The sequence below is a fragment of the Vibrio sp. Vb1574 genome, assembly GCF_033338675.1.
In genome coordinates this window covers 52,169-73,901 of the sequence record NZ_JAWOTC010000016.1, presented here as the reverse complement: position 1 = coordinate 73,901, position 21,733 = coordinate 52,169, and the positions used below count along the sequence as shown (strand labels likewise).

Below are 21,733 nucleotides of genomic sequence, written 5' to 3'. Positions count from 1 at the left end.
AGTAAATCGGCGCTAATTTATGAATATCCTCAAGCAGCCTAAAGATACAGAATTAAAGGCATTGCCAGCGATGTAAATCAGAGCGAAAGAAGCACGGCGAAACAGCAAACTATTTCGACTTTATTTGACGATAAGCCAGCCCGACTGTACATGCCTGATTAGGCTTCGTTAGACTAAAACAACCTAGGGTTAATAAGTGATATCAACCCTGACTCCATCATCAAAATATAAAATACGAACTTCATCCCCTCGACTAAATAACATATTTTTATCAACATCTTGGATGACATTAATTAGCTTATCACCCTTCACTTTGATGAGTAGCTCAACTAACTTATATTCAACCGTGTATTGGTAATTACTTTGGTTTTGAGCAACTGCGGCACCTGCAAGCGCACCCACTGCCGTCGCGACTTCTCTTCCCGTACCGCCACCAAATTGATTACCGACTAAACCACCGATAGTGGCACCAAGTAGTGTCTTCCAACCGTTACTTTTCGATTGAACAACCTCTTGTTGAGTAATATAACGGACAGAGTCAATCTTCCCGTAAACTACTTCATTAACTGGCTTGGCAACATTTCTTTCATAGGCTGCGTTGGCGACAAGTGGTAAAAACAGTATGATCCCAAGCCATACTTTTACGATATTTCTTAACCAGGTCATCATAAACTCCTCTGACTCCAATGTTGGTAACGACTTCTTATGGCTATTTATTTAACTGAACTCGATGAAACGTTCAACTTTCCCTCACCCTATAAAGCACTCAGCGACCCCAATGGTTTGCTGGCTTTTGGTGGTGACTTAAACCCCATGAGAATCCTCAATGGTTACTATCAAGGCATTTTCCCTTGGTATGGTCCTGGTGAACCTATTTTATGGTGGAGCCCTTCTCCGCGCGCTGTGTTTGACCCATTGCAGTTTAAGCCATCTAAAAGTCTCAAAAAATTTCAGCGTAAACATAACTATAAAGTAACACTCAATTTCGCGACAGAAGAAGTGATTAGACTATGTTCTTCAACACGCCCTGCAGAGGAAACATGGCTCAACGAGGAAATGCAAGCTTCCTACATTGAGTTAGCCAAACTTGGTCACTGTCACTCTGTAGAAGTATGGCATGACAACAACCTGATTGGCGGACTATATGGCATCTGCGTGGGCCAACTTTTTTGCGGGGAGTCGATGTTTAGCCTAAAAGATAACGCATCCAAAATTGCATTGTGGTACTTATGCAACCATTTGGCGTCAAAGCAAGGTCAATTAATCGATTGCCAAGTTATGAATTCTCACTTGGCATCACTTGGCGCATTTGAACTTGAGCGTGACGAATTTATGCAAAAACTACTATCTTTAAGAGAAAAGCAAACACTATTTGATGCCTATCAGCCCCAAGTTTTGCAGGATTCAGTATGAGTACGGATATACAACATATTCGAATAGGGTTGACGAATAATCACCCTTGTAGTTATTTGCCTGAACGGCAAGAGCGGGTTGCGGTGGCGCTTGATGAAAGGCTGCATACTGAAGAAAATTACCAGTTGCTCATGGCTAACGGTTTTCGTCGTAGCGGAGATACCATATATAAACCGCATTGCGAGCATTGCACCGCTTGCCAGCCAATTCGAGTCTCGATTCCAGACGTTAGATTATCAAAAAGTCAGAAGAGGCTGCTTAATAAAGCACAGTCTTTACGCTGGGAAATGAAACCTGAAATGGATGAGGAATGGTTTGAGCTTTACAGTCGGTACATCTGCAAACGGCATAAAAACGGCACTATGTACCCACCAAAGCGTGATGAGTTTGCTCGATTTGCTCAAACTAGCTGGCTGACAACGTCGTTTTTACACATTTACGATGAATCAGATCAATTGCTCGCCATTGCGGTGACAGATTTGATGCCACAATGCTCGAGTGCTTTTTATACTTTCTTTGACCCTGACTACGAGTTATCTCTTGGCACGTTAGCAGTGCTTTATCAAATTAAATACTGCCAAGAAAACAAACAACAGTGGCTATATTTGGGATATCAGATTGATGAGTGCCCAGCAATGAGCTACAAAACACGCTTTCAACGCCACCAAAGGCTAGTAAATCAGCGTTGGCGAGGGTAGAATACGCCTCAACTTTACATAATTACTATTTAGCGGCAGAATATAGCCCGCTAATATTGCCTAATTTCTAAAGAGGATTAAATGGCTAAAGAAGACGTAATCGAGATGCAAGGCACTGTCCTTGACACTCTACCAAACACTATGTTCCGTGTTGAACTTGAAAACGGTCACGTTGTGACTGCTCACATCTCTGGCAAGATGCGTAAGAACTACATCCGTATCCTAACGGGTGACAAAGTAACTGTAGAGATGACTCCATACGACCTGTCAAAAGGCCGCATCGTCTTCCGCGCTCGTTAATCTCTGATTTTCGGATGCAATAAAAAACGGAGCAAGCTGCTCCGTTTTTTATTGCACAATTTTTTCCGATTTAGTTCAGATAAAAAAGCGCACGATCTTCTCGTGCGCTTTTGCGTTTGTTACCGACTAACGATTAATGCATCGCTGTCTCTTTCTCACTTAAGTATTCAAACTCAAGCGTATCGTTGACCAGCGTTACTTTCACTGTACCGCCGTCAACTAAAGATCCAAACAACAGTTCGTTAGCCAAAGGCTTCTTAAGCTGTTCTTGGATAACACGCCCCATTGGGCGAGCCCCCATAGCTTTGTCATAACCTTTATGTGCTAACCAATGGCGAGCGTCTTGCGATACTTCCATTGAAACGCCTCTCGCATCAAGTTGCACTTGCAGTTCAACAATGAACTTATCAACCACTTGATGGATAACGCTTTCATCAAGGCTGTTAAACCAGATGATGTTATCAAGACGGTTACGGAACTCAGGAGTAAACACCTTCTTAATTTCCGCCATTGCATCGTGACTGTTGTCTTGTTGAATCAAACCAATTGATTTCTTCTCGGTTTCCGCCACACCTGCGTTAGTTGTCATAACAAGAATGACATTACGGAAGTCTGCTTTGCGACCATTGTTGTCCGTTAGCGTACCGTTATCCATGACTTGCAACAACAGGTTAAAGATATCAGGGTGCGCTTTTTCAATCTCATCAAGTAATACGACCGAGTGTGGATGCTTAATAACAGCATCGGTTAGCAAACCACCTTGGTCATAACCGACATAACCAGGAGGCGCACCAATTAAGCGACTTACGGAGTGACGCTCACCATACTCAGACATATCAAAACGAAGTAGCTCGATACCTAGAAGCTTAGATAACTGCACCGTCACCTCTGTTTTACCAACCCCTGTTGGGCCTGCAAACAAGAATGAACCAACAGGTTTGTTGTCTACACCTAAACCTGCACGTGTCAGCTTGATCGCCTCGGACAATGCATCAATCGCATTATCTTGACCGAATACCAACATCTTCATTTTGCTATCTAAGTTTTTCAAAATGTCTTTATCTGAAGAAGAAACCGACTTCTCTGGAATTCGCGCCATTTTGGCAACCATTGATTCGATATCAGCCACTCCGACCGTTTTTTTACGACGGCTTGCAGGAGCAAGACGACTACGAGCACCAGCTTCATCAATAACATCAATGGCCTTATCTGGTAGATGGCGTTCATTAATGTATTTAGCCGACAGTTCTACCGCGGCACGCAGTGCTTTATTGGTATAACGTACTTCATGGTGAGCTTCGTACTTCGGCTTCAAGCCCATCAAGATTTTAGTTGTATCATCCAATGAGGGCTCTACAACGTCTATCTTTTGGAAGCGGCGAGACAACGCACGCTCTTTCTCGAAAATGTTGCTGTATTCTTGGTATGTCGTCGAACCAATACAACGCAACTTACCGCTACTTAAAAGAGGCTTAATAAGATTTGCTGCATCGACTTGACCACCAGATGCCGCGCCTGCACCGATGATGGTATGTATTTCATCGATGAACAAAATGGCATCTTCTTCTTTTTCAAGTTGTTTCAAAATCGCCTTGAAGCGCTTTTCAAAATCACCGCGGTATTTGGTACCAGCGAGCAAAGAGCCAATATCTAGTGAATAAATCACGCTGTTTTGAATAACCTCAGGGACCTGCCCTTCGACAATTCTCCATGCAAGACCTTCCGCTATGGCTGTTTTACCAACCCCTGCCTCACCCACTAGTAGTGGATTATTCTTGCGGCGTCGACAAAGTACCTGAATAGTGCGCTCTAACTCTTTATCACGTCCAATGAGTGGGTCGATGTTTCCATCTTTAGCGACTTGATTAAGATTCGTCGCAAAGCTTTCTAAGCGTTCTTCAGAATTAGGCTCTTCAACACTTTCTGAGCTAAACGAGTCTGATGATGAATCCTCACCTGCACCTGATGCTTTAGTAATACCGTGGGAGATGAAGTTAACAATATCTAATCGGGAGATGTCATTTTTCTTCAGAAGGTAAGCGGCATGCGACTCTTGCTCACTGAAGATAGCAACAAGCACGTTGGCGCCTGTTACTTCATTACGACCAGACGACTGTACATGAAAGACGGCGCGTTGTAGTACACGTTGAAAACTCAAAGTCGGCTGCGTTTCACGCGTCTCATCACTATCTGGGATAAGAGGCGTAGTTTGATCGATGAAAATATCGAGTTCGTTGCGTAAAGCGTCGAGATCCGCCTTACAAGCTAGAAGGGCTTCCTTAGCTGCATCATTTTCCAACAATGCAAGTAGGAGGTGTTCGACAGTCATAAACTCGTGGCGTTTGTCGCGCGCCCGAGCAAATGCACCGTTAAGGCTTGACTCTAGTTCTTTATTTAGCATAAGTACCTCCCGAAAAAACAACTGGGGTTGTTCGAGCAAGTCTTCTTTGTTTACGCTTGCTCCATAGTGCAAAGTAGCGGATGTTCATTTTCCCTTGCGTACATCGTAACTTGCGCTACTTTTGTTTCGGCAATTTCTGCGCTGTATGTGCCGCAGATTGCCTTTCCTTCATAGTGGACCTGAAGCATGATTTGAGTTGCTTTATCAATATCATGTGAGAAAAATCGCTCAAGCACCTCTATGACGAAATCCATAGGTGTATAGTCATCATTATTGAGTACGACATTGTACAGCTTAGGTGGCTGGACTTTCGTACTTTCTCGCTCCAGAAGATCAGAGTCCGGAGTGACCCATTCAAAATTTTTACTCATGGCAATCTAAAGATATCGTATCAAAGGGTTGATGTTTTCGACCTATAAAAACAATCTACCACAAGCATGCAGCGCGGTGTAGTGAGTTATGGCACCGAATTCGATCTTTGATCGATAAAAGTTGCTACCTAATATAGAGACTAATGCACGTCTTGATACGGCGCAAATAAAAGATGCTTGTCGATAAGTTACACATTTTTTCTTATAAAAGAACTTTCTATTTATTGCTCTCGGACTATTGCAAACCACCCCATCATCTTCTATCTGGATCACACTTCCTCATTGAGAATACGGTAATTATCACGAAAACTTCATTTTTTATTCAGTCAGAGGATTCTTCTACCATAAGCAACACGGACAGTATGGCTTTTTCAGTATGAGCCACTTCATAGGCAAATTGACTAAACTTCTGCGTATATACGAAAAACTGTTTGCAAATTTGTTAATCTCAAAAGTGATTTGTTTTCAATTATGTTTCTGTTTGTTGCTCACTGCTATTGACTGTCGAAATTCATTGACTACAGTGGAAAGTGTCGATGCATAAATCATCATTTTGAAACCTCTCTTCTTTAAGTGGTTTGATGAATGTGACTTATCATTGATTTGACGTTTGTTGGCATTCGCTGACAATGGTAGTACCAAGTTAAAGGTATAACTTGGTTGCAGTAACAACATCAGTAAAAAATGCATGAGGGATGTAAAGCATGGCTACAGGTACAGTAAAGTGGTTTAACAATGCCAAAGGATTTGGGTTTATTTGTTCAGATGAAGAAGAGGGAGATATCTTTGCCCACTACTCAACTATCCAGATGGACGGTTATCGTACACTGAAAGCAGGCCAACAAGTCTCTTACGAGATTGAAAAAGGTCCCAAAGGCTGTCACGCGAGTAGCGTCGTGCCTCTTGAAGGCCAAGCCAAATAATTAGAGCGCTGTCGAAATATTAAAATATTGCTCTCGAAACGCCACGTTGATGTTTTGAAGAGAAAAATAAACCCGCAAAGATAGCGGGTTTCTTACTATTTAGAGCACGTGTTACAAAAGGAACACTTACAACGCACTTACAGGATAGGAAACACGCCGAAAACGACGTGTTTTTACACTAACTTACTTGTTAATGATTGCGTTAAAGGTTTCGCTTGGACGCATCAATTTAGAAACCAATGCATCGTCTAGTAAGTAGTAACCTCCTAGCTCACCTTTCACGCCTTGCGCATTATTTAGCTCAGCAACGATCGTTTCTTCCTGCTCTGACAGCGCTTTTGCAATTGGTGCAAATTCAGCAGCAAGATCCGCATCATCCGTTTGCTCTGAAAGCGCTTTCGCCCAGTAAAGTGCAAGATAGAAGTGGCTTCCACGGTTATCTAGCTCACCCACTTTGCGTGACGGAGATTTGTTGGTGTCTAAAAACTCACCGGTCGCTTTATCTAGTGTATCTGCGAGAACCTGAGCCTTAGGATTGTTTGTCGCTACACTTAAATGCTCTAACGAAGCTGCAAGCGCTAGGAACTCGCCCAAAGAATCCCAACGAAGGTGATTCTCTTTTTCTACTTGTTGAACGTGCTTAGGAGCAGAACCACCAGCGCCTGTTTCAAATAGACCACCACCATTCATCAATGGAACAATAGATAGCATCTTAGCAGACGTACCTAACTCGAGAATTGGGAACAAGTCTGTTAGGTAGTCACGAAGAACATTACCTGTAACAGAGATAGTATCTAGGCCCGCTTTCATACGCTCTAGTGAGTACTTACAAGCTTCAACAGGAGATAGGATCTTAATCTCTAGACCGTCAGTATCGTGATCTGGTAGGTAGGCGTTTACTTTCTTGATGAGCTCAGCATCGTGCGCGCGGTTTTCATCTAGCCAGAATACAGCTGGAACACCTGTTGCACGTGCGCGAGTCACTGCTAGTTTAACCCAATCTTGGATTGGTGCGTCTTTAACCTGACACATACGGAAGATATCACCTTCTTCAACCGCTTGCTCTAACAGTACGTTACCTGAAGCATCAACAACGCGAACAGTACCCGCAGCGTCTAGAATGAATGTCTTGTCGTGAGAACCATACTCTTCAGCTTTCTGAGCCATTAGACCAACGTTAGGTACGCTACCCATAGTGGTTGGATCAAATGCGCCGTGCTCTTTACAGAAATCAATAACCGCTTGGTAAATACCTGCGTAGCTACGATCTGGAATCATCGCTTTGGTGTCTTTTTGTTTACCATCTGGTCCCCACATTTGACCCGAAGAGCGAAGCATTGCTGGCATAGAAGCATCTACAATAATGTCACTTGGTACATGTAAGTTTGTGATACCACGATCAGAGTCAACCATCGCAAGTTCTGGTTGAGTTTGGTAAACCGCTTGAATGGCCGCTTCAATTTCTGCTTTTTGCGCTTCAGGTAGAGACTCAATTTTTGAGTAAACATCACCGATGCCATTGTTTACATCAACACCTAGCTCTTCAAACAGCTTACCGTACTTATCGAAAACGTCTTTGTAGTAAACTTTTACTGCATGGCCGAAAATGACAGGGTCAGAAACTTTCATCATCGTCGCTTTCATATGAAGAGACAGCAGCACGTCTTGTGCTTTCGCTTCAGCAATCTCTTTCTCGAAAAATTCAACCAACGCCTTCTTCTTCATTACTGAAGTATCAATGACTTCTTTATCTAGTAATGGGAACGCAGACTTAAGCTCTTTAACTGTACCATCATTACCGACAAACTCGATTTTGACCTCTGTTGCACCAGAGATAGTTGTAGACTTTTCGCTACCAAAGAAGTCATTGTCTGACATGCTCGCAACATGGGACTTAGATTCTGCTGACCATGCACCCATTGAGTGTGGGTTTTTCTTCGCGTAGTTCTTAACCGAAGTCGGAGCACGACGGTCTGAGTTACCTTCACGAAGTACTGGGTTAACCGCACTACCTTTGATTTTGTCGTAAGCCGCTTTAATCGCTTTCTCTTCGTACGTGCTCGGCTCTTCTGGGTAGTTTGGTAAATCGTAACCTTTCGCCTGAAGCTCTTTAATCGCCGCTTTAAGCTGAGGAACTGAAGCTGAAATGTTAGGTAGCTTGATGATATTTGCTTCTGGAGTTTGAGCTAGTTCACCAAGCTCAGTCAACGCATCGCCAATGCGCTGTTCTTCTTTTAGATGCTCTGGGAAGTTAGCGATAATTCGACCTGCTAGTGAAATATCACGAGTATCTACATTGATGCCAGACGATGCTGTGAATGATTGAATGATTGGTAGTAATGAATAAGTTGCTAGCGCCGGCGCTTCATCAGTGATGGTGTAGATAATTGTAGGTTTTTCTGTAGGCATGAAATTTCCCTATTTTTTAATCAACTTGTTGGCTGATCAACTCAGCGTCTGAGTTGGTTTAATTGACGCATTGCTGCGCGTTAGCAGTACATGTCTCCTCACTAACGCCACATGCGGTTCGCACTCTTTGTTGTAGTTTGAAGCTCTAAGCTCTGAATCCATGAGTGCACTGATATAATTAAACAAATAACACGAATTAGTCTATCATTCTGTGCGCGTTTGTTAGTTTTAGGCGCGCAAATCATATCCGATCATGAGAAAACTTAAAACTTTCAAACACAGTTCATTTACATTTTTGCAGGGTAGTTAACATGTCATCTCGTACAGGTCAGGAAAAAGGTCGCAGTCGTAACCAGTCTAAAACGGGCCATTTTAAACACTCAGGAGCTCGCAATGGCTCGAAGACTCGTACTCAGCAAGACCGCCGCCCTAATCGCCCAACAAAGAGCCAAAAGCCAAAAGTGCCCCCTAAAGATCGTAAAGTCATTATTTTCAATAAGCCTTACGATACGCTCAGTCAATTTACCGATGGCGATGGTCGCAAAACGTTAGCGGACTATATCCCGATCAAAAATGTCTATGCGGCTGGCCGATTGGACCGAGACAGCGAAGGTTTAATGGTACTCACTAACGATGGCATCTTGCAGGCGAAGCTAACGCAGCCAAAGTCAAAATCGCCGAAGACTTATTGGGTTCAAGTCGATGGCGCTCCTCAGGAGCAAGATCTTGAAAAATTGAGAAAGGGAGTAGAGCTAAAAGATGGTATGACTCTACCAGCCGAAGTTGAAGTTATTCCAGAACCACAAGTCTGGGACAGAACGCCTCCTGTTCGTTTTCGAGCAAATATCCCTACAACTTGGTTAGCCATTACCATTATTGAAGGAAGAAATCGTCAGGTGCGTCGCATGACTGCGCACATTGGCTTCCCTACCTTGCGCCTCATTCGTCATTCGATGGGTGATATCGTCCTTAACGACCTAATGCCTGGTGAATGGAGAGAAATCTCTCTCTAATAAGCAGAAAAGATAAAAGCAGGCTTAAAGCCTGCTTTTTAGATTCGTACTTTTTCAGTTAAGCCCTATCTAATGAACTAAGGGATTACTGCTCAGCAAGCCAGTTTTTAAAGGCCTCTTTTTCCGCCGGAGACGCTTTCTGGTACATCGTCTTTAATACATCAACCATTGGGCTGTCGTTCGATGCGGCTGTTGAACGGGTATCACTAGTCTCAACTCGAGGCTCGATATCACTTACTGATTGTTGATGCTGATTCACAGTTACATAGCTAACAGCAACACTCGCGATACCGCCAGCAATATTGTAGTTACGAGTTTCTTGAGGGTAATTACGACCAATTTGAACACCATCTGACTCTAATACATCTTCGACCAAAGCAATAGGTTGGCCTTTGGTATCCAGTAATTGCCAATCTAGAGGCGAGATGTTGTTTTGCGCTTGGCGAAGAGTTTTAAACTCTGGCAGTTCAAACGTTAGCTTTTCGTTTTCAGCATCAAATTTAGCAACGATTACATCACTGTAAACCGTCTTAAGGTTTTCGTTAATTTCGAATGTAGGTTGATATTTGAAGACAATTTGATTCGTTCCGTCAGGTAGTTCGATTGTCTTCTCACTAGAAAAAAGACCACCTTCTAGATCTGGCTTCTCCATGTTGACGGCCAATAACTTCACGTCTTCTGGAACCACTAAAGTCGTTGCAGCGTAGAGGTTTGTACTGGCAAAAATAGACAGTGCCATTGCCACTTTTAATGATAACTGCATAGAATTTTTCATCCTTATCTTCATAGTAAAAGACCCAGCATATAGCTGGGTCTTACAATATCAAACTGGGTATTGATTACCAGTAGAAACGAGCACCAACACCGAAGTTAGTTGCGTCGTCTGTGTCTTTGTTGTCGAAGTCAGTACCTTCGAAAGTGTAACCCGCTTCTGCGAATACACGTGCCCATTTAGAGAACTTGTATTCAACACCAGCGTAGAACCAAGAAGAGTCTGCGTCTACTTTACCTGCTTCGTCAGTAGACTGAGCTAGGTACTCGTAACCAGAGTATAGAGTTGTTTTAGGAGCGACAGCGAACATACCAGCTACAACGATGTAGTGTGAATCAACTGTTGATTTACCTAGCTTATCTTCGTTTTCGTTGTAGTAGTACGTAGCACCTAGAGTGTGCTCGTTTAGTGCGTACTCAGCAGTTACTTCAAAAGATAGGTTTTCGTTATCAGTACGCTCTGTGTGAGAAACTGTTTGCTCTACACCATTAAGAACTAGTTTTTTCTCTTTAGTTACGTTGATGTCGTTGTTCGCAGTAAGTACACCAGCGTGTAGAGATAGGTCGTTGAAAGATTTACCAACGAATACTTCTAGTACTTCTTCGTTAGAATCTTTTTCGCCTAGCGCGTAACCAGCTTTTAGCCAGAACGCGTCATTTTCGTAAGCGTATTTGATTTGAGAATCGTTGTTCCAAGCGTGACCGTATGCAGTTTCCGCTGCGTTACCACCGAAGAAGTAAGAGTAATCTGCGAAGTATACGTCATCAGCCCAAGTACCTTCTTTACCGAAGCGAAGAGTACCCATATCACCCATATCAAAACCGATGATGTGGCGACGTACGTATACAGAGTCATCTGTACGCTCGCTTGAATCAGCACCTGCGTCGTAGTTGTCACCTAGAGCAACACCGATTTCAACTTCACCCAGAACTTTTAGGCTTTCGTCAACAACGTAAACCGCGTTCACACCAGTACGAGAAGAGCTAGTGTTTAGCTCTGCTGTGTGATCAGTTTTTTCTGTGAATAGAAGAGTTGGACGTAGCTGACCGTAGAAATCTACAGAACCTTCTTCAGATTTGAATACTTCAGCTGCGTTCACTGAAGTTGCAGACGCAACTACAGCTAGTGCTAATAGAGTTTTTTTCATAATTAATCCACTGCCTTTTCTTAGTTCGGGATATCCTTGTCCGGTTCCCTTTTTTTATATGTTTGAGGTAGAGCGTTAACAAAACGTTATATAGCACCTCCTCAAAATCTGGAGCTAAGAGTGCAAAAGATTATTCTGGCTGTCAAATTTTCTAAATACCAATGTAAAAAAAACAAAATACCATTATAAAACAATAACTTGATAAGTTTACCTTTATTTATTCGACGAACATCTAACCAATCTCCATTATTATTTGCAATTTACAAAATTATTAACAAATGGTTTTTTAATCCAATAAGTAAATTTAAAAAAACAAAAAAAAGAATAAAAACCCACAAATCAGACCAAGTTGGAGTTTTATATTTTTCATATAATGAAATTAATTTCATTAAGATAAGGTTCAATATTTTTTTGTGAAGGAGATCTACATTCCTTATAAAAGCATTCCGTTTTGTGAACTACTGTACAACTAGTGATGTGTGCTACTATTCGCCTCCAACGCATTTGAGGCCCGTATGCTGACCAGTAACATTCAAAAATCGATTCGTAATAGCTATCAAAACCTTCAAGATCAACTTGATAACTTTGTGCCTAGAAGAGCACAAAACTACCTTGTTGCAGAGATTGCAAAAACGCTGTGCGGTCAGTATCACAAATCTAACCGAATACTCGTTGCAGAAGCAGGGACTGGAATTGGTAAATCGCTCTCCTATCTAATGGCGACCATTCCCGTGGCTGTACATAACAATAGAAAAGTGGTTATCTCAACGGCGACCGTCGCTCTGCAAGAGCAGCTCATAAATAAAGACCTCCCTCTTTTTCGTCGGATTACCGACCGAGAGTTTTCTTTTATTTTGGCAAAAGGCCGTCAACGCTATTGTTGTGCAGAAAAGCTCGCTACTGCTAGCGGTGCTGATGGTGGCCAGTTAGCCATGTTTGAAACCAAACCTAAGCAAAAAGATATAGAGCTGTTAGAAACAATGCATCGCTCTCTTGCGCAAGGTAAATGGGACGGTGACCGTGATTCTTGGCCTAAACCCATCGACGATAAGCTTTGGCAACTGATTGTCAGTGATAAACACAGTTGCAATAACAGTTTACCAGGCCACCGCGGCTGCCCATTCCAAAAAGCGCGCTCAGAGTTGGATAAAAACGATGTCATCATTGCTAACCACTCTCTCGTCATGGCAGACGCAGATTTAGGTGGCGGCGTGATTTTACCTGAGCCAGAAAATACGATATACGTCTTCGACGAGGCACATCACTTACCTCACGTCGCTCGTGACCATGCTTCAGCATCTGCGAGTTTAAAAGGTGCGGCAGCATGGCTTGAGAAGTTAAATCAGTCGATTAGTAAGTTTTCATCACTCGCAGACGAGAAACGCGTAGCTCGATTTCGCAACGACCTTCAAGACGCGGTTCAGAACTTGATACCGGCACTGACTCAATTGCCCAAACAGTTCGACCCAGCTCAATTTGAAGAGGGTATCTACCGCTTCGAACACGGTGAACTACCTGAGTGGCTAGAGAACCAATCCAAAGAACTAAAACAGTTCAGTAAAAAAGCAAATCAGAGCGTGGCAAAAATTGCCGACCTTATTGCGGAAAGAGTAAAAGACGGGGAGCTTGCGACAAGGTTGGCTGAACCAGCGCTTGCAGAGCTCGGTTTCTACATTCAAAGGTTAGAAAACCTAGCGCAAGTATGGCATTTAATGGCTGAACCAACTCGTGAAAAAGGTGCGCCTTTAGCTCGCTGGTTAGAAACCCACCCCGATCGCGAGGGTGATTTCATTGTGAGTGTTTCGCCACTTGAAATTGGATGGCAACTCGACCAACAGATTTGGAGCAGATGTATTGGCGCCATTTTGGTTTCCGCAACGATGCGTGCATTAAACTCTTTCCATTACTTTTGCCATCAGGTTGGTATTGATGGAAAACCAGAATCAGGCACTCAGTTTTTAGCGCTTGCGTCACCATTCGATTACCAAAACCAGGCAGAATTGCTCATCCCTGCGATGAAATATGAACCACCAGCGCCTCAATTTACTGAATATCTTATCGAGATATTGCCTAAGTACTTGGAAGACAAGAAAGCCAACTTAGTATTATTCTCATCCTATTGGCAGATGAACCAAGTCGCGAAGGCACTCTCTTCGGAGTTCATAAAAAAAGGCTGGGCGTTGCAAGTTCAAGGTGAAAGCTCACGTCAAGAAATTCTAAAAAAACATAAAAAGTTAATAGAATCAAATAAAACCAGCGTCTTATTTGGTACTGGCAGTTTCTCTGAGGGGCTAGACTTACCTGGCGAATTACTTGAAAACTTGGTGATTACAAAAATTCCATTTGGCGTTCCAACCTCCCCTGTTGAGCAGGCTCATTCCGAATACATTGAGAAAAAAGGAGGAAACCCGTTTATGCAAATAACTGTACCAGACGCAAGCAAAAAGCTGATCCAGAGCGTAGGTCGCTTACTGCGTAAAGAGAGAGATTCTGGTAGAGTAACGATTCTTGATCGACGCCTAGTCACTAAGCGATACGGACAAGCCTTAATCGACTCACTACCTCCATTTAAACGTAAAATAGAATATTAGAAGAATCACCATTTATGGAAATGATTGAGCCAACCATGCTGTTGGTGTTGGCGCTTGTCGCTTTTGTCGCTGGATTTATTGATGCAGTTGCCGGTGGTGGTGGCATGCTTACCGTACCTGCTCTACTGTCGCTGGGCTTGCCGCCTCATATTGCACTAGGCACCAATAAACTTGCCGCTACCTTTGCTTCTTCTACTGCGGCATTTACGTACTACAAAAAACGTCTATTCAAGCCTCAATGCTGGCGGCGTGCATTCGTGGCGACACTCTTCGGAGCGACATTAGGTACGCTATTTGTAGATGCGATTAGTACGGATTGGCTGGAAAAAGGATTGCCGCTTGTTATTTTGGCGGCAGCGTTGTATACCGTTTTTCATAAAACGCCCCACTCTGCTCATCAAAGTCCAATACCCGAGCCTTGCCCAAAACTTCATAAAAAACAGTACATGCAAGGCTTATCCATAGGATTCTACGACGGACTCGCAGGGCCTGGAACTGGGGCTTTTTGGACAGTAAGTTCAATGGCGCTGTACCGACTGAATATCTTGCTCGCCTCTGGCTTAGCAAAAGCAATGAACTTTACCAGTAACTTTACCTCTTTGATCACTTTTGCATTCCTCGGACACATCAACTGGGTGCTAGGCTTAACAATGGGAGTATGTTTAATGGCTGGTGCTTTTGTTGGCGCGCACTCCGCTATTAGATTTGGTTCTAAATTCATTCGTCCTGTATTTGTTACTGTCGTCAGCATACTAGCTATTAAATTGGCTTATGACGCATGGTTTGTAGGTTTGTCATGAACATTTCTCAACTCCAGGAAAATCTAGAACAAATGGCGAAGCAAGCCGCTGTTCTTGACCGTCAAAGAGGCGAACATCATGTTCCGCTTTTTGATGAGCGTTTATTTGGTTGCCGCTCTCGCTTACTTACTCCTTGCGTAAAAGAAGCAAAAGCCACGCTGGATGCGATTGTGCGTGAGCAAAATGAAGGTAAGCTCACCGCTTTGCGTGCTGAGTACCTCACTGAACGGTTAGTGGCGCAAATCGGTGCGATTCAACGCGAGATTTCTACCACTAAAATTCGTAAGAATGAAATCAAACATAGCAGCCATTTCCGTAAGCCTATCAACGTGCTTTATCAGGAGCTCGCTCAACATCAAGAGTGGGCAAGACGCTTGCGCGAGATGGTGTTAGAAAAAGAACGTGCTGTCGAAAGCGCTCCGAGTTTTATGCGCGCCGACGCTCAAAAAGTATTACTAGCAACCGAGCAACGTTTAGCGCGTTGTGAAGCAGCACTTCTTAAGCTAGAGAACCAAATTACACATAGGGAAAAACATCAATAATGGCTGATCAACCAACCTCGCCTTTAGATGACGCACCTGAAGAGATCAAACTGGCTGTCGATTTAATCTATTTGCTTGAGAGCAATGAGATAGATCCAGAAGTTGCGCTTAACGCTTTAAAGATCGTGCAAAACGACTTAGAAAACAAATTAAAAGCAAAGTAGCTCAGAGCGTTTCAATCCTTTCACCGAGACTCATTTTCAGTGCTCTTACACAATGATACTATTCATAAAAAAGTACGCCCCCAAAAGGATAAATAATGAAAGTAATCAGCTTTAACATCAATGGACTACGTGCGCGACTACACCAACTCCAAGCGCTAATCGACAAACACCAACCTGATGTGATTGGTCTTCAGGAAATTAAAGTTCACGATGAAGCATTCCCGATTGAAGCTGTCGAAGCCATGGGCTACAAAGTGTATTTCCATGGTCAAAAAGCACATTACGGCGTAGCAATGCTTTGTAAGCAAGAGCCTCTACACGTACAAAAAGGGTTCCCGACGGATAACGAGGAACATCAAAAGCGCATGATCATGGCAACGTTTTTAAATGAAAACGGCGAAAAGGTCACTGTGCTAAACGGCTATTTCCCTCAAGGGGATAACATCAGCCACGAAACCAAATTCCCATACAAGCGCCAATTCTATAAAGATCTGATGACCTACCTAAACGATCATCACAATAACGACGAGCAATTGATTGTTATGGGTGACATCAACATCAGCCCTATTGATGCAGATATCGGTATCGGCGAACCAAACCGTAAACGTTGGCTAAAAACAGGTAAATGTTCATTCCAACCTGAAGAGCGCGAATGGTTGAAAACCTTACTAGACTGGGGCTTTGTGGACACCTTCCGTAAGCTATACCCAGAGGTGAACGATCAATTTTCGTGGTTTGACTACCGTTCTCGCGGTTTTGATGATAACCGTGGCCTACGAATTGATGTCATTTTGGCAACCCCTTCTCTAGCGGAAAAGTGTATTGAATCTGGTATCGACTATGAGCTTCGTGGTATCGAGAAGCCTTCAGATCACGCACCAATCTGGTCAACATTTAAGTAATATATTGCAAAGCTATAAGCGAGACTCAACGCTAAGCTTAGTCCAATAAAAAGGGAGACTCTGTCTCCCTTTTCATACAAATTACCAGTTAATCACTGATTCAGCGGCCAAACCGTTTGACCATCAATAGTTATCGGTGTTTGAGCAAATTCGTTCAGACAGTAGCCTGTATTACTACTTGCAAAGTAAGTGAGCGGCATCGGCGGTAGATTCAGCGCCACAACCTGCTGTTTCGCTTTTTCTGTGAACGAGAACCCCCACATATCGAGATAGTTAGTCATATCTCGCTGAGAGATGTAGCTCAGAGCAATAAGCAACCAGTCGTTGTTCGAGATGCTATTTGCTTCTTCCCGAGAGTAGTTGGCAAAACCAATGCTCAATCGTCTCTCATCCCAAAGCGCGTCGTCCGATTTTAAGCGGTTAAACTCACGTTCAATCAGGTGCAAGCGCGCCAATAAATGCCAACCATTTTTAAGCACACCTTCATGCTGCGCCGCCATCATCATTTGAATGTAAACACGAGCGCCCCAACTCCAACTGGTTTGATTTTGCGCAGCCATGTATGCGTTTGGATCCGCTTGAGTTCGGCTAGCTTGCAATAATTCAAACTGGCCTTTGAAATCCAAGCTTTGGCAAGTTGAAACTTTTCCCGTATTCTGGAAGAAACGAGACTTACTGTAATACGAGTAGTAATTGGTCGTTGAATGCCCTTCCCAGCCTGAAAATCGGAATCGACCTTTTTCTAAACCATGACCAAGCTCATGTAAATCACCGTGACCGAGTGGGCTGAATGACCAGTAAGCATCGTAAGGGTTACCCGAACAACCATAACCACACGTCGCTTGGTCAGCGTTCATGTGCTTCACTGTATCAATATTGGCGATTTCCCAACCTTGGTTTTGGGCGTATTGAATAATTTCAGGCACTTCATCTATGCCCGGCCCTTGGAAACCTGCCAGCACATGCGGGTAGTTGTGAACATATTCTTCTGTTGCAAGCGCCATTTCCGAAGGGGTAGACCACATTTCATCGTTGACCGACTCCAACATTTTGTCGCGCTTTGAGTGTACTTCAAACCCAGGAGTGATCAGCTCAGCCCAATCGAATAAATTGGCTTCTAACTGTTGAATAAAAGCGTCGTTGTCCTTCTCACTTCTCCAAACTGGATGCTGTGCCACATGATTAAATTTCAGTTCAACCGGAACATCATTTTTGTCAAAGTGAACCTGTACTGGGCCGCCATAAGGAGAAGTCAGCGTGATGGTTTCACCCGCTTTGACTTCGTAAGCAAATGAAGTCAGCAGTTTTGGTCGCGTGTATCCATCTTCGCTGAACTCATGAGTTGCACCACTTCTTAAAGTGTTGATGACAATCTTAGTCGCCACATCATTGCTGTCATTACGTTTAACCGTAAAAGTTTCCCCAGGAAGCGCATACACACCAGCAGAGCGGAAATTACGCTTTGATTCCATATTAATAGTTGCGCTGATTCTCTTTACTTCAGGGCTAAACTCACTACGGCTGAAGTTCCCCATATTTGGTTGTTTTGGGTTTACGCTTCGGCTGTTGTATTGCACGTAATCGGCAAAGTACGACTTTAGGAATTCGGTCGTTTGGGTTGACTGTTTGTCCATTGGGAAGACAACCGTTTGACGATAATGATCAGCCAGCAATACCATGAGTTTTTCGTATTGGTAGCCGTCTTGATTAAACAAATCTACTTTTTGTTCATCAAGCTTTTTCAACCGATGGCGAATACTGTTTGCCCCTGCATAAAATTGACTTTCCATATTCGCAGTGTCAGGACAAGATTTGTCATCACACAGTGACAAGTCAACGTTGAAATTTTGAGATTCAAAACGAGACAACAGCGCTTGTTGTGTGATGACAGAGTCCGGCACAACGTTCATCAACGATGAAGGATCCCAGTCGACCAAGCCTAACTTACGCCAATAGTTATCTCCCACATAATCAACATGGAATTTTTCCAAAATGTCTTGGCCAAGATCAGTTAGTCCTCCATCCCAATGCAGGTATAGAACAGGAATTTGGGCTTGCTCAGCGTATTCCAAAGCTTCGAGTACTGGTTTGTTGGTATCTCCAGATTGCAGATGCTGTGACAAGATCAATAAGTTTGGAGTATTGGTTTGCAAGCAGCTAAGTAGCTTCGAACCATCGCATAGGTTGGCCTCGTTAAACGCCAGCTCTTGTGAAACAGTGTCTTTCAGCCAATTGCGAGTCGCTTGCTCATCCGGAAAGTAATAAGACTGATCCATTTGCGCGATGACGACGTTTGAAGTAACTCCGCCCGACAACCAAGTGACCAGATTACTTAACCATTGCGTCATCGCAGAGTTGGAAGAGTCGGGAAAACGTTGTGCCGTTCTAAATGGGTTACTCCCTAATAGTGCATAACGTTGACCATTAGATTTTTCTCCGGCAACGCCAATTGACAACGCTTGATCTTTGTAACCGCTTGCCATGGCCTTATTGGTCATCAAGATGGTGTCGTTGAAGCCATACTGAGGTGCCAAGATCGCGGCATCATGAGTTGGATCCCAATAAAGACCTGAAAGGTTTTTCGCAATTGCAGATTTGATCGTATTCGACTGCATCTTGTGAGCTTCTACAACCTGACGACTTTTACGAATGAATTCGCTCGGGTCAGAAACGAGCAGTGCATTACCAGTTTCAAGAGCTTGTTGAACTGGAGCTTGCGTTGGTTTTACTTGAGCATTAGGTTGTGATTCTCCCTCTCCCCCACCACATCCTGTGGCTAAGGCGGCAATGCCCAACGATAGAATTGTTTTTTTCATTTTTACTTACTAAACAATGAGTTTATCAAATATTAATGTAAGCACATGAATAAAAAGAAATAGTCTTTTGTATCGGTAGGAAAAATAGGAATGAAGATAACAAAATTATCAAAAGCAATAGCACCCACTCCGGTGCTATTGCCTCTATTGATAATTAGCTTAAAGGACGCAGATAAGCTAAGAAACGCTTCTCTGCCACTTTGAAACACCACAAGATTATAAACGTCAGTGCCATGTAGAACAGCCCCGCCGTCAGGAAAGACTCAAATGGTGCATAGTAGCGCGAGTTTACTAGACGCGCAGCACCAGTTAAATCCATGATGGTAACGATGCCCGCGACTGCACTTCCGTGCAGCATAAATATGACCTCGTTGGAATAAGCTGGTAATGCTCGACGCAATGCACTCGGCAAGATAATACGTCTGTATGTCATAAACTTACTCATGCCATAGGCTTTCGCAGCTTCCACCTCACCTTTCGGCAAACCATTAATCGCACCACGAATAATTTCTGCGGTGTAAGCCGATGTATTAAGAATAAAAGCGACCAAAGCACAGAACCAAGCGTTCTCCCATAAGGTATCTTTCACAGGGAAAAACTGATCCATGCCGTAGTAAATCAAATACAGCTGAACCAATAGCGGCGTTCCACGGAAAAAGTAAATGAATCCCCAAGAAGGTAAGCTTAGAGCGTAATTGGTACTATTGCGTGCCACGGCTAATGGGATAGAGACACACAAGCCAATAACCAACGCTAATCCCACTAACCAAACTGTTGTCCAAAGTCCCTGAAGATAAGTTGGAAAGCTTTCAATAATCAAAGAAAAGTCCATAACTTACCTCGCATGAATACTGAACTTACGCTCAACAAGCTTGAGTAGCCCGGTCGAAACGCTGGTAAAAAATAGAAAGATGAGCGCGACAGCCATGTAAAAGGTGAACGGCATTTTGGTCGTACCTGCTGCCAATGAGCTCATTCTCACCATGTCATCCAGACCAATAATGGAAACTAACGCGGTGGTCTTAAGTAACACTAACCAGTTATTACCAAATCCAGGTAATGCATGACGAATCATCTGAGGAAGCAAGATTCTTCTAAACGATAAAGCTGAACTCATCCCATAAGCTTTCGCCGCTTCTAATTCACCCTTGTCCACCGCCATGATCGCTCCACGAAAAGTCTCCGCCATGTAGGCGCCAAAGATAAAACCAATCGTGAGTACACCAGCTATAAATGGGCTGACATCAATATAATCAGGTAAGTAAGACGTCCATTCATGGTTTGGATCACTCGAGGCAAACCACTCGTTGAGCGTTTCGTTGATGGAGTAAAGGCTGTTATTTAAAAGTATTTGTCCACCAAAGAAAATTAGCATCATCAGAACCAAATCTGGAATGCCGCGAATGACTGTGGTGTAAAGAGTGGCAATCGCCCTTGCCCATTTGTAAGGTGCTAACTTAGCTAATGCGCCAAGCATGCCTAAGACCATGGCGAGAATGAGTGAAAGCACTGCAACTTCTATTGTTACTAAAGCTCCTTTCAAAATCGAAGCTTCGTATCCTTGTAAATCTAGCATAGGTGAGTTCCTAATCCCTAAACTCAAAAAATCGACCGTTGACTACTTCTAGGAACAAGCCAACGGTCGCTTAATTACGGTTTATTCACCGTACACATCGTAGTTAAAGTATTTACCAGCAATTTCTTGGTAAACACCTTTCTCACGTAGTGAAATAATTGCTGCGTCGAGTTTCTTCGTCAGATCTTTGTCTTGTTTACGAACAGCGATACCCATACCTTCACCAAACCATTTTGGATCGGTTAACGACGGTCCAACAAACTCATAAGCTTCGCCACCTGCTTTGTTGATCACACCCTCTTCTAGAGCAGACGCATCACCTAAAACGGCAGCAATTCGACCATTTTCTAGATCAAGATACGCTTCATCAAAAGAGCCATAACGCACAATTTCAACATCATCGCCGTAGTTGTCAGTTAAGTACTTGTCATGTGTCGTCGCACGTTGCACGCCAATTTTGACATCTTTAAGATTATCAAAATCTAGACCCGCACCTTTCTTAGCGATAAATTTATTTGGAATTTGTGCGTACTTGCCAGTGAAATCGACTTTTTTCTTGCGCTCTTCAGTGATAGACATTGCTGCGATGATGGCATCGTACTTACGTGCAAGCAGAGAAGGAATAATACCATCCCAATCTTGAGCGACGATTTTGCACTTCACTTGCATCTCTTCACAGAGTGCATTTGCCATGTCTACGTCAAAGCCTTTTATTGAGCCATCAGTTTCTGTCCAGCTAAACGGAGGGTAAGCACCTTCGATACCAAAGCGAACTGTTTTCCATTCTTTCGCTTGGGCAACACCTGATACTGCTGTTGCAGCAATCGTTGCTGCTAATAACCACTTTTTCATTTCCATACTCCTGTGATTGCTATTTTATTTCGTTTTGTTTGTT

20 protein-coding genes are annotated in these 21,733 nt (G+C 43.3%); 10 read left to right on the top strand and 10 right to left on the bottom strand.

All coding sequences use genetic code 11. From position 1 onward, the window contains the following. Window positions 1–189: 189 nt before the first annotated feature. Window positions 190–666: a glycine zipper 2TM domain-containing protein gene (locus R7O12_RS12700; RefSeq protein ID WP_005378348.1), complete on the bottom strand. Its 477-nt coding sequence runs from the start codon at window positions 664–666 to the stop codon at window positions 190–192. Window positions 667–705: 39 nt separating this feature from the next. On the opposite strand from R7O12_RS12700, the gene aat reads away from it, so the two are divergent. The 3 genes from aat to infA all read left to right on the top strand — a co-directional run bounded on the left by aat (window position 706) and on the right by infA (window position 2,411). Beyond that, window positions 706–1,413, top strand: a complete 708-nt coding sequence (gene aat / locus R7O12_RS12695; RefSeq protein WP_005387881.1) for a leucyl/phenylalanyl-tRNA--protein transferase — start codon at window positions 706–708, stop codon at window positions 1,411–1,413. Beyond that, window positions 1,410–2,111, top strand: coding sequence for an arginyltransferase (locus tag R7O12_RS12690; protein ID WP_005378346.1), 702 nt, complete (start codon window positions 1,410–1,412; stop codon window positions 2,109–2,111). Before aat ends, R7O12_RS12690 begins: the two co-directional genes overlap by 4 nt. Window positions 2,112–2,192: 81 nt before the next feature. Continuing rightward, entirely contained in the window at window positions 2,193–2,411 is a 219-nt protein-coding gene (gene infA, locus R7O12_RS12685; RefSeq protein WP_001040192.1) for a translation initiation factor IF-1, read from the top strand. 133 nt (window positions 2,412–2,544) lie between these two features. On the opposite strand, the gene clpA is transcribed toward infA, so the two are convergent. Continuing rightward, window positions 2,545–4,812, bottom strand: a complete 2,268-nt coding sequence (gene clpA / locus R7O12_RS12680) for an ATP-dependent Clp protease ATP-binding subunit ClpA (RefSeq protein ID WP_005387879.1) — start codon at window positions 4,810–4,812, stop codon at window positions 2,545–2,547. A gap of 50 nt (window positions 4,813–4,862) precedes the next feature. Then, window positions 4,863–5,183: an ATP-dependent Clp protease adapter ClpS gene (gene clpS / locus R7O12_RS12675; RefSeq protein WP_005378419.1), complete on the bottom strand. Its 321-nt coding sequence runs from the start codon at window positions 5,181–5,183 to the stop codon at window positions 4,863–4,865. Window positions 5,184–5,887: 704 nt separating this feature from the next. Between clpS and cspD the strand changes: the two genes are divergently transcribed. Continuing rightward, window positions 5,888–6,106: a cold shock domain-containing protein CspD gene (cspD, locus tag R7O12_RS12670; protein ID WP_005378407.1), complete on the top strand. Its 219-nt coding sequence runs from the start codon at window positions 5,888–5,890 to the stop codon at window positions 6,104–6,106. Between the two features lie 183 nt (window positions 6,107–6,289). On the opposite strand, the gene R7O12_RS12665 is transcribed toward cspD, so the two are convergent. Further along, window positions 6,290–8,515 (bottom strand): NADP-dependent isocitrate dehydrogenase, encoded by a 2,226-nt coding sequence (locus tag R7O12_RS12665; protein WP_005378404.1) that lies wholly within the window; start codon window positions 8,513–8,515, stop codon window positions 6,290–6,292. Between the two features lie 311 nt (window positions 8,516–8,826). On the opposite strand from R7O12_RS12665, the gene R7O12_RS12660 reads away from it, so the two are divergent. Then, on the top strand, window positions 8,827–9,528 hold the full coding sequence (locus R7O12_RS12660) for a pseudouridine synthase (protein ID WP_042522115.1): 702 nt from the start codon (window positions 8,827–8,829) through the stop codon (window positions 9,526–9,528). An 85-nt stretch (window positions 9,529–9,613) separates the two neighbouring features. Here the strand turns inward: R7O12_RS12660 and R7O12_RS12655 are convergent, their stop codons facing one another. Then, window positions 9,614–10,291 carry a DUF2057 family protein gene (locus R7O12_RS12655; RefSeq protein WP_017820027.1) on the bottom strand — a complete coding sequence of 226 codons (678 nt, stop codon included), beginning with the start codon at window positions 10,289–10,291 and terminating at the stop codon, window positions 9,614–9,616. Between the two features lie 76 nt (window positions 10,292–10,367). Next, window positions 10,368–11,447, bottom strand: coding sequence for a porin (locus tag R7O12_RS12650; RefSeq protein ID WP_005378424.1), 1,080 nt, complete (start codon window positions 11,445–11,447; stop codon window positions 10,368–10,370). Window positions 11,448–11,962: 515 nt separating this feature from the next. On the opposite strand from R7O12_RS12650, the gene dinG reads away from it, so the two are divergent. The 5 genes from dinG to xthA all read left to right on the top strand — a co-directional run bounded on the left by dinG (window position 11,963) and on the right by xthA (window position 16,446). Next, window positions 11,963–14,038, top strand: a complete 2,076-nt coding sequence (gene dinG / locus R7O12_RS12645; RefSeq protein ID WP_017634733.1) for an ATP-dependent DNA helicase DinG — start codon at window positions 11,963–11,965, stop codon at window positions 14,036–14,038. A 14-nt stretch (window positions 14,039–14,052) separates the two neighbouring features. Beyond that, on the top strand, window positions 14,053–14,838 hold the full coding sequence (locus R7O12_RS12640) for a sulfite exporter TauE/SafE family protein (protein ID WP_005378430.1): 786 nt from the start codon (window positions 14,053–14,055) through the stop codon (window positions 14,836–14,838). Continuing rightward, window positions 14,835–15,380: a primosomal replication protein gene (locus R7O12_RS12635; RefSeq protein WP_005378431.1), complete on the top strand. Its 546-nt coding sequence runs from the start codon at window positions 14,835–14,837 to the stop codon at window positions 15,378–15,380. Before R7O12_RS12640 ends, R7O12_RS12635 begins: the two co-directional genes overlap by 4 nt. Beyond that, the gene (gene rsmS, locus R7O12_RS12630) at window positions 15,380–15,544 is read left to right on the top strand and encodes a pleiotropic regulatory protein RsmS (RefSeq protein WP_005378432.1); all 165 of its coding nucleotides are present in this window, start codon (window positions 15,380–15,382) and stop codon (window positions 15,542–15,544) included. Before R7O12_RS12635 ends, rsmS begins: the two co-directional genes overlap by 1 nt. Window positions 15,545–15,639: 95 nt before the next feature. Beyond that, the gene (gene xthA / locus R7O12_RS12625; protein ID WP_005378433.1) at window positions 15,640–16,446 is read left to right on the top strand and encodes an exodeoxyribonuclease III; all 807 of its coding nucleotides are present in this window, start codon (window positions 15,640–15,642) and stop codon (window positions 16,444–16,446) included. Window positions 16,447–16,538: 92 nt separating this feature from the next. Here xthA and R7O12_RS12620 read toward each other — a convergent pair whose 3' ends face one another. The 4 genes from R7O12_RS12620 to R7O12_RS12605 all read right to left on the bottom strand — a co-directional run bounded on the left by R7O12_RS12620 (window position 16,539) and on the right by R7O12_RS12605 (window position 21,690). Further along, window positions 16,539–19,262, bottom strand: coding sequence for an ImpA family metalloprotease (locus tag R7O12_RS12620; RefSeq protein WP_318125893.1), 2,724 nt, complete (start codon window positions 19,260–19,262; stop codon window positions 16,539–16,541). A 154-nt stretch (window positions 19,263–19,416) separates the two neighbouring features. Next, window positions 19,417–20,094: an ABC transporter permease gene (locus R7O12_RS12615; protein WP_042522121.1), complete on the bottom strand. Its 678-nt coding sequence runs from the start codon at window positions 20,092–20,094 to the stop codon at window positions 19,417–19,419. Between the two features lie 3 nt (window positions 20,095–20,097). Further along, the gene (locus R7O12_RS12610) at window positions 20,098–20,838 is read right to left on the bottom strand and encodes an ABC transporter permease (protein WP_005378436.1); all 741 of its coding nucleotides are present in this window, start codon (window positions 20,836–20,838) and stop codon (window positions 20,098–20,100) included. Between the two features lie 81 nt (window positions 20,839–20,919). Beyond that, a complete protein-coding gene (locus tag R7O12_RS12605) occupies window positions 20,920–21,690 on the bottom strand; it encodes an ABC transporter substrate-binding protein (RefSeq protein WP_005378437.1) in 771 nt (256 codons plus the stop codon). Window positions 21,691–21,733 lie beyond the last annotated feature (43 nt).

What these genes read in the sequence shown, in the direction of transcription:
- R7O12_RS12635 (WP_005378431.1), top strand. Translation starts at nt 14,835, where the DNA reads ATGAACATTTCTCAACTCCAGGAAAATCTAGAACAAATGGCGAAGCAA.
- rsmS (WP_005378432.1), top strand. Translation starts at nt 15,380, where the DNA reads ATGGCTGATCAACCAACCTCGCCTTTAGATGACGCACCTGAAGAGATC.
- R7O12_RS12605 (WP_005378437.1), bottom strand. Translation starts at nt 21,690, where the DNA reads ATGAAAAAGTGGTTATTAGCAGCAACGATTGCTGCAACAGCAGTATCA.
- R7O12_RS12610 (WP_005378436.1), bottom strand. Translation starts at nt 20,838, where the DNA reads ATGCTAGATTTACAAGGATACGAAGCTTCGATTTTGAAAGGAGCTTTA.
- R7O12_RS12690 (WP_005378346.1), top strand. Translation starts at nt 1,410, where the DNA reads ATGAGTACGGATATACAACATATTCGAATAGGGTTGACGAATAATCAC.
- cspD (WP_005378407.1), top strand. Translation starts at nt 5,888, where the DNA reads ATGGCTACAGGTACAGTAAAGTGGTTTAACAATGCCAAAGGATTTGGG.
- R7O12_RS12665 (WP_005378404.1), bottom strand. Translation starts at nt 8,515, where the DNA reads ATGCCTACAGAAAAACCTACAATTATCTACACCATCACTGATGAAGCG.
- clpA (WP_005387879.1), bottom strand. Translation starts at nt 4,812, where the DNA reads ATGCTAAATAAAGAACTAGAGTCAAGCCTTAACGGTGCATTTGCTCGG.
- R7O12_RS12640 (WP_005378430.1), top strand. Translation starts at nt 14,053, where the DNA reads ATGGAAATGATTGAGCCAACCATGCTGTTGGTGTTGGCGCTTGTCGCT.
- R7O12_RS12700 (WP_005378348.1), bottom strand. Translation starts at nt 666, where the DNA reads ATGACCTGGTTAAGAAATATCGTAAAAGTATGGCTTGGGATCATACTG.
- infA (WP_001040192.1), top strand. Translation starts at nt 2,193, where the DNA reads ATGGCTAAAGAAGACGTAATCGAGATGCAAGGCACTGTCCTTGACACT.
- aat (WP_005387881.1), top strand. Translation starts at nt 706, where the DNA reads ATGGCTATTTATTTAACTGAACTCGATGAAACGTTCAACTTTCCCTCA.
- R7O12_RS12655 (WP_017820027.1), bottom strand. Translation starts at nt 10,291, where the DNA reads ATGCAGTTATCATTAAAAGTGGCAATGGCACTGTCTATTTTTGCCAGT.
- xthA (WP_005378433.1), top strand. Translation starts at nt 15,640, where the DNA reads ATGAAAGTAATCAGCTTTAACATCAATGGACTACGTGCGCGACTACAC.
- R7O12_RS12620 (WP_318125893.1), bottom strand. Translation starts at nt 19,262, where the DNA reads ATGAAAAAAACAATTCTATCGTTGGGCATTGCCGCCTTAGCCACAGGA.
- R7O12_RS12650 (WP_005378424.1), bottom strand. Translation starts at nt 11,447, where the DNA reads ATGAAAAAAACTCTATTAGCACTAGCTGTAGTTGCGTCTGCAACTTCA.
- dinG (WP_017634733.1), top strand. Translation starts at nt 11,963, where the DNA reads ATGCTGACCAGTAACATTCAAAAATCGATTCGTAATAGCTATCAAAAC.
- R7O12_RS12615 (WP_042522121.1), bottom strand. Translation starts at nt 20,094, where the DNA reads ATGGACTTTTCTTTGATTATTGAAAGCTTTCCAACTTATCTTCAGGGA.
- clpS (WP_005378419.1), bottom strand. Translation starts at nt 5,183, where the DNA reads ATGAGTAAAAATTTTGAATGGGTCACTCCGGACTCTGATCTTCTGGAG.
- R7O12_RS12660 (WP_042522115.1), top strand. Translation starts at nt 8,827, where the DNA reads ATGTCATCTCGTACAGGTCAGGAAAAAGGTCGCAGTCGTAACCAGTCT.